Below are 5,703 nucleotides of genomic sequence, written 5' to 3' on the forward strand. Positions count from 1 at the left end.
GCCGACTCCGCCCAGGGAAGCGCGCCACCTCGTCCGTGCGGGCGCACCGTGGCGCTCAGCCGATGCGCTGCGCCGGGCGGGCGAGCAGGTCGTCGAGCCGCTCCAGCGACAGCGCCAGGTGGGCGCCGCGCTTGGTGCCGGCCACGGCGTGGATCTCGTCGACGATGACGGTGTCGACGTCGCGCAGCGTGTCGCGCGCCGCGGACGTGAGCATGAGGTACAGCGACTCCGGCGTGGTGATGAGCACGTCGGGCGGGCTCGTGACGAGCTTGCGCCGCTCGGCCTGCGGGGTGTCGCCCGAGCGGATGCCGACCGTGACCGGGTGCAGCTCCTCGCCGCGGCGCAGCGCCGTCTGCGTGATGCCGACGAGGGGCGAGCGCAGGTTGCGCTCGACGTCGACGGCCAGGGCCTTGAGCGGCGAGACGTACAGGACGCGCGTGCCGGTGCGCTCGGCGTCGGCCGGCGGCGCATGAGCCGGTCGATCGCCGACAGGAAGGCGGCGAGCGTCTTGCCCGAGCCGGGTGGGGGCCGACCACGAGCAGGTGGTCGCGCGGGCCACGCCGTCCCACGCGCCGAGCTGCGCCGGCGTGGCCGCGGTGAAGGCGCGCTCGAACCACTCGCGGGTCGCCGGGGCAAAGCCGGCCATCGGCTCGGTCGTCGCCCGTCCGTCCCCGGTGCCGTTCGTTCGCTCGCTGCGCTCGGTCACGGGCGCGCCTCGGTGAGGAAGGACGCACGGTACCGAGGCCCGCCCGCGACGGTGCCGTTCGTTCGCTCGCTGCGCTCGCTCATGGGCGCGCCTCGGTGAGGAAGGACGCACGGTACCGAGGCCCGCCCGCGACGGTGCCGTTCGTTCGCTCGCTTTGCTCGCTCATGTGGCCTTCATGGTGGCAGGACGGACCGACACCGCACGACGAGCGCGTCCTGTGCCGGGATCCGTGGAGCGCTCGGGCATGCTTGGGGACCATGACGTCTCGCACCACCCTGCTGTCCGTCCTGCTCGCCGCCGGCCTCGCGCTCTCGGCCTGCTCCAGCGACGCCGCCCCCAAGTCCGAGCCCAGCCCGGACGCCGACGAGCGCGGCGGCGCCACCCTCGTGGCCCGCTCCCCGCTGACCGGGCTGGACGTCAAGGGCGGTCTGCCGGACAACCCGCCGTTCGTCGTGAAGATCGAGAACTCCAGCAGCGGCGAGCCGCAGTACGGCGTCCACCAGGCCGACCTGGTCGTCGAGGAGATGGTCGAGGGCGGCATCACCCGTCTCGCCGCGATCTACCACAGCACGGTGCCCTCGAAGCTGGGCCACGTGCGCTCGCTGCGCGGCACCGACGCCGGCATCGCCGCCCCGGTCGACGGCCAGGTCGTCGCGTCCGGCGGCGCCCAGAAGGCGTACAAGGTGCTCGACCGCGCCAAGGTGAAGGTCTGGTCCGAGGACAACGGCGCGCCCGGCTTCACCCGCGACCCCGCCAAGCGCGCCCCCTACGACCGGCTCATGGACCTGCGCAAGGTCGCGGCGAAGGCCGGCGAGGCCGAGGTCGGTCGCGACTACCTGCCCTGGACGGCGAAGGGCGCCGAGCCCGTGCCCGCCCCGAGCACGGCGTCGCGCGCCAGCGTCCGGTTCTCCTCCAGCCACACCACCGAGTGGGCCCGCAAGGGCGGCACCTGGACCCGGCAGAACGGCCACGGCGCGTCCGGCCAGGAGTTCAGGGCGACGTCGCTGCTCGTGCTGTTCGCCGACGTCAAGGACGCCGGCTACCGCGACCCGGGCGGCAACCCGGTGCCCGAGACGGTCTTCAAGGGCGGCGGACGCGCGATGCTGCTGCGCGCCGACGGCGGCGTCGTCCAGGGCACCTGGAGCAAGCGCACGCTGGGCTCGACGGTCTCGCTGAAGACCCGCGACGGCAAGGCGTTCACGGTGGACCCGGGCCGCACCTGGATCGAGCTGGTCCCGAAGTCCAGCGGCGGGGTCACGACCCGCTGACCGGCTCCTCCGGGGTCCCGTAGCCGAGCTCGGCGAGCTTCTCGCCGAGCTCGTGCTCGATCGCCTGCCCGAGCTGGCGGCGGAAGATGCCGAGCGTCACCTGGCTCGCGACCGGGATGAGCCGCTCGACGACGGCGACGACGTCCGGCCACTGCCCCTCGGGCATGCCGGCGTCCAGGAACGGCTGGACGATCTCGTCGACCGTGCTGGCCACGAACGCGTCGGCGATGCGGCTCAGCGACTCGCGCATGAGCGGGAAGAGCCGCATGACGGTCGTCGTGGAGAGGCCGAGGGCGACGGCGGCGGCGCCGGCGCGCACGACGGTGGGGGAGAGCAGCCGGACGGTCTGGTCGTCCACGTGCTCGGCCAGCCCGTACTCGACCAGGGCGTCGATGAGGGCGTCGTCGCGGTCGACGCCGGCCAGCGCGGCCAGGGCGTCGCGCGACATCTCCTCGGGCTCCTCCTCGCGTCCGGGCGAGTCGAGCACCTGCAGCAGGTCCAGGGCGTGCGAGCTGGCCGTCGACGGGTTGGACAGCATCGCCTTCTCCACCGCCGCGAGCGTGTATCCGCGGTCGAGCAGCTCGCGCACGAGGCGCAGCTTCTGCAGGTGGACCTGGTTGTAGTAGCCGGTCCGGCCCTCCAGGCGGGGCGGCGGGATGAGCCCACGACCCGAGTACGCCCGGACGTTCCGCACGGTCATGTCGGCGCGCTGGGCCAGCTCGTCGATCGTGAACTCCTCGGACGCGGGCGTTCCGTGCGACATGTGGGCATCATAGGGGCATGGATTCGTTGCGCGGCGCCCTCCTGGTGGCGACCCCCTCCGTGGAGAGAGGGCCGTTCCGGCGCAGCGTCGTCTTCCTGCTCGACCACGACGAGGAGGGCGCGCTCGGCGTCATCGTCAACCACCCGACCCACGCCGACGTCGACGACGTCCTGCCCTCGTGGGCCGGGCTCGTGGGCGCGCCGGACTGCCTGTTCGAGGGCGGCCCGGTGTCGATGGACTCCGCGCTCGCGGTGGCCGTCGTCCCGGCCGGCTCGCAGCCGGAGGGCTTCCGCCCGATGATCGGCCGCTTCGGCCTGGTCGACCTCGACGGCCCCGTGCCGGCCGCCGGGGAGGTGCTCGGCCTGCGCGTCTTCGCCGGGTACGCCGGGTGGGGCGCGGGCCAGCTCGAGGACGAGATCGCCGAGGGCTCCTGGCTGGTCACCGAGGCGCACGACGAGGACGTCCTGACGCCCCGTCCGGAGGACCTGTGGCGCACCGTCCTGCGCCGTCAGGAGGGCGACGCGCGCTTCCTGGCGACCTTCCCCGACGACCCGTCCGAGAACTGACCGGGCCCGCTCGCGGGCTTCGGTGGGCCGGGGTCGGCGGGTTAGACTCCCGGACGTGACGATCTTCGGCAGCGGCGGCACCCAGACGGTCCATGACGAGCGCACCGACCTGCGCCCCGGCGACGGGGACCACGAGCGGTTCTCGCACTACGTCCCCAAGGGCGAGCTGACCGAGGCCATGGTCATGGGCACCCCCGTGGTGGCCCTGTGCGGGAAGGTGTGGGTGCCCAGCCGCGCTCCCGAGAAGTTCCCCGTGTGCCCCGAGTGCAAGGACATCTGGGAGTCCCTGAACGACGACGCCCCGCAGGGTGAGTAGCGCCGGGCTCCGCGCCTGGCAGGCCGCCGCGTTCGAGAAGTACCAGCGCACGCAGCCGCGCGACTTCCTCGCGGTCGCCACGCCCGGCGCCGGCAAGACGACCTTCGCGCTGACCCTGGCCGCCGACCTGCTCGCGCGCGGCGTGGTCGAGCGCGTCGTGGTCGTCGCGCCGACCGACCACCTCAAGACGCAGTGGGCCAACGCCGCCCACCGCTTCGGCATCCGGCTCGACCCCTCGCTGGGCGGCCGCGGCGTCCTGGGCAAGGAGTTCAACGGCTTCGCCGTCACCTACGCCGGCCTGGCCGCGAACCCCAACGGCTTCCGCGTGCGCATCGAGCGGGCCCGCACCGTCGTCATCCTCGACGAGGTGCACCACGCCGGTGACGCGCTGGCCTGGGGCGACGCGGTCGGCGAGGCGTGCGACCCGGCCGTGCGGCGCATCTGCCTGACCGGCACGCCGTTCCGCTCCGACGAGAACCCGATCCCGTTCGTCACGTACGCGCCGCAGGACGACGGCTCGCTCGCGAGCGTCGCCGACTACTCCTACGGCTACGGCGACGCGCTGCGCGACGGCGTCGTCCGTCCGGTGCTGTTCATGGCGTACGCCGGCGAGATGCACTGGCGCACCGCGCGGCGACGAGATCTCGGCCAACCTGGGCGAGCCGATGACCCGTGACCTGGCCGCGCAGGCGCTGCGCACGGCGCTCGACCCCACCGGCGCGTGGATGCCGGCGGTGCTCGACGGCGCCCACCGCCGCCTGGAGGAGGTGCGCCGTCACGTCCCGGACGCCGGCGGCCTCGTCATCGCCTCGGACCAGCAGTCCGCCCGCGCCTACGCCAAGCTGCTCAAGGAGATCAGCGGCGAGCTGCCGACGATCGTGCTGTCCGACGAGGCCGGCGCGAGCGAGCGCATCGCCGAGTTCAGCGACAGCGACCAGCGCTGGATGGTCGCGGTCCGCATGGTCTCCGAGGGCGTCGACATCCCGCGCCTGGCCGTGGGCGTCTACGCCACCGCGACCTCGACGCCGCTGTTCTTCGCCCAGGCGGTCGGCCGCTTCGTGCGCGCCCGCCGCCGCGGCGAGACCGCGTCCATCTTCGTGCCCAGCGTGCCGCTGCTGCTCTCGTACGCCGGCGGCATGGAGCGCGAGCGCGACCACGTCATCGGCCGTCCGGTCAAGGACGAGGACGACCTGTTCGCCGCCGAGGCCGAGATGCTGGCCAAGGCCGAGCATGACACCAAGGCGTCCGGCGAGCTGGAGCTGGGCACGTTCGCCGCGCTGGGCAGCGACGCCTCCTTCGACCGCGTGCTCTTCGACGGCGGCGAGTACGGCCACGACACCTTCGCGCGACCGGGCAGCGAGGAGGAGCTGGACTTCATCGGCATCCCGGGCCTGCTCGAGCCCGACCAGGTCGCCGAGCTGCTGCGCTCGGCCCGCTCGAAGCGCGCGCAGCAGAAGAAGACGCAGACGACGTCGGCGCCCGACCCCGAGGCCGAGCGCATGGCCGCCCACGAGGAGACGAGCGCGCTGCGGCGCGAGCTGCACGCCCTCGTCGGCGCCTGGCACCACCGCACCGGCGCAGCCGCACGGCGTCACCCACAACCGGCTGCGGTCGGCCTGCGGCGGCCCGCCCGCGGCGCAGGCGTCGGTCAAGCAGCTGAAGGAGCGCATCGACACGCTGCGCACCTGGGCCCTGAAGGCGTCCGGCTAGCCGTGGACGGGCGCGAGCTGGCGATGTTCCCGCTGGGCACGGTGCTGCTGCCCGGCGCCACGCTGCCGCTGCGCGTGTTCGAGCCGCGCTACCGCGAGATGCTCGACGAGCTCATGGCGTCCGAGCGGCCCGAGCTGGGCGTCGTGCTCATCGAGCGCGGGCACGAGGTCGGCGGCGGCGACACCCGGTTCGGCCTCGGGACCCTGGCGCGCATCGACCACGTCGAGGCGATCGACGACGGCGTCGCGGTGCTCGTCACGGGCACGCAGCGGCTGGACGTGCTCGACTGGCTGCCCGACGACCCGTACCCGCGGGCGCGCGTCCGCCCACGGCCCGACCTGCTGTGGGACGAGCGCTGGCGCCGGAGGGTGCAG

7 protein-coding genes are annotated in these 5,703 nt (G+C 73.9%); 5 read left to right on the forward strand and 2 right to left on the reverse strand.

Annotated elements, in window-relative coordinates:
• Positions 1–55: 55 nt before the first annotated feature.
• Positions 56–646: a DEAD/DEAH box helicase gene (locus AC2W7G_RS08100; protein WP_485867982.1), complete on the reverse strand. Its 591-nt coding sequence runs from the start codon at positions 644–646 to the stop codon at positions 56–58.
• A 317-nt stretch (positions 647–963) separates the two neighbouring features.
• Here AC2W7G_RS08100 and AC2W7G_RS08105 point away from each other — a divergent pair, with 317 nt between their 5' ends.
• Positions 964–1,974 (forward strand): DUF3048 domain-containing protein, encoded by a 1,011-nt coding sequence (locus tag AC2W7G_RS08105; RefSeq protein WP_485867983.1) that lies wholly within the window; start codon positions 964–966, stop codon positions 1,972–1,974.
• On the opposite strand, the gene AC2W7G_RS08110 is transcribed toward AC2W7G_RS08105, so the two are convergent.
• Positions 1,961–2,737 carry a MerR family transcriptional regulator gene (locus AC2W7G_RS08110; RefSeq protein WP_485867984.1) on the reverse strand — a complete coding sequence of 259 codons (777 nt, stop codon included), beginning with the start codon at positions 2,735–2,737 and terminating at the stop codon, positions 1,961–1,963. The two genes, AC2W7G_RS08105 and AC2W7G_RS08110, sit on opposite strands and share 14 nt — an antisense overlap.
• A gap of 17 nt (positions 2,738–2,754) precedes the next feature.
• On the opposite strand from AC2W7G_RS08110, the gene AC2W7G_RS08115 reads away from it, so the two are divergent.
• The 4 genes from AC2W7G_RS08115 to AC2W7G_RS08130 all read left to right on the forward strand — a co-directional run.
• On the forward strand, positions 2,755–3,303 hold the full coding sequence (locus tag AC2W7G_RS08115) for a YqgE/AlgH family protein (RefSeq protein WP_485867985.1): 549 nt from the start codon (positions 2,755–2,757) through the stop codon (positions 3,301–3,303).
• Between the two features lie 61 nt (positions 3,304–3,364).
• Positions 3,365–3,619 (forward strand): DUF3039 domain-containing protein, encoded by a 255-nt coding sequence (locus AC2W7G_RS08120; protein ID WP_485867988.1) that lies wholly within the window; start codon positions 3,365–3,367, stop codon positions 3,617–3,619.
• The gene (locus tag AC2W7G_RS08125) at positions 3,612–4,295 is read left to right on the forward strand and encodes a DEAD/DEAH box helicase (protein WP_485867986.1); all 684 of its coding nucleotides are present in this window, start codon (positions 3,612–3,614) and stop codon (positions 4,293–4,295) included. Before AC2W7G_RS08120 ends, AC2W7G_RS08125 begins: the two co-directional genes overlap by 8 nt.
• A partial coding sequence (locus AC2W7G_RS08130) for an LON peptidase substrate-binding domain-containing protein (RefSeq protein WP_485867987.1) occupies positions 4,285–5,703 on the forward strand: 1,419 nt, incomplete at its 3' end. The genes AC2W7G_RS08125 and AC2W7G_RS08130, both read left to right, overlap by 11 nt.

Source organism: Aeromicrobium sp. PFPM2_SD2 (genome assembly GCF_057364525.1).

Excerpts from the sequence above, each read along its gene's own strand:
- AC2W7G_RS08100 (WP_485867982.1), bottom strand. The coding sequence starts at position 646 with ATGGCCGGCTTTGCCCCGGCGACCCGCGAGTGGTTCGAGCGCGCCTTC.
- AC2W7G_RS08115 (WP_485867985.1), top strand. The coding sequence starts at position 2,755 with ATGGATTCGTTGCGCGGCGCCCTCCTGGTGGCGACCCCCTCCGTGGAG.
- AC2W7G_RS08110 (WP_485867984.1), bottom strand. The coding sequence starts at position 2,737 with ATGTCGCACGGAACGCCCGCGTCCGAGGAGTTCACGATCGACGAGCTG.
- AC2W7G_RS08105 (WP_485867983.1), top strand. The coding sequence starts at position 964 with ATGACGTCTCGCACCACCCTGCTGTCCGTCCTGCTCGCCGCCGGCCTC.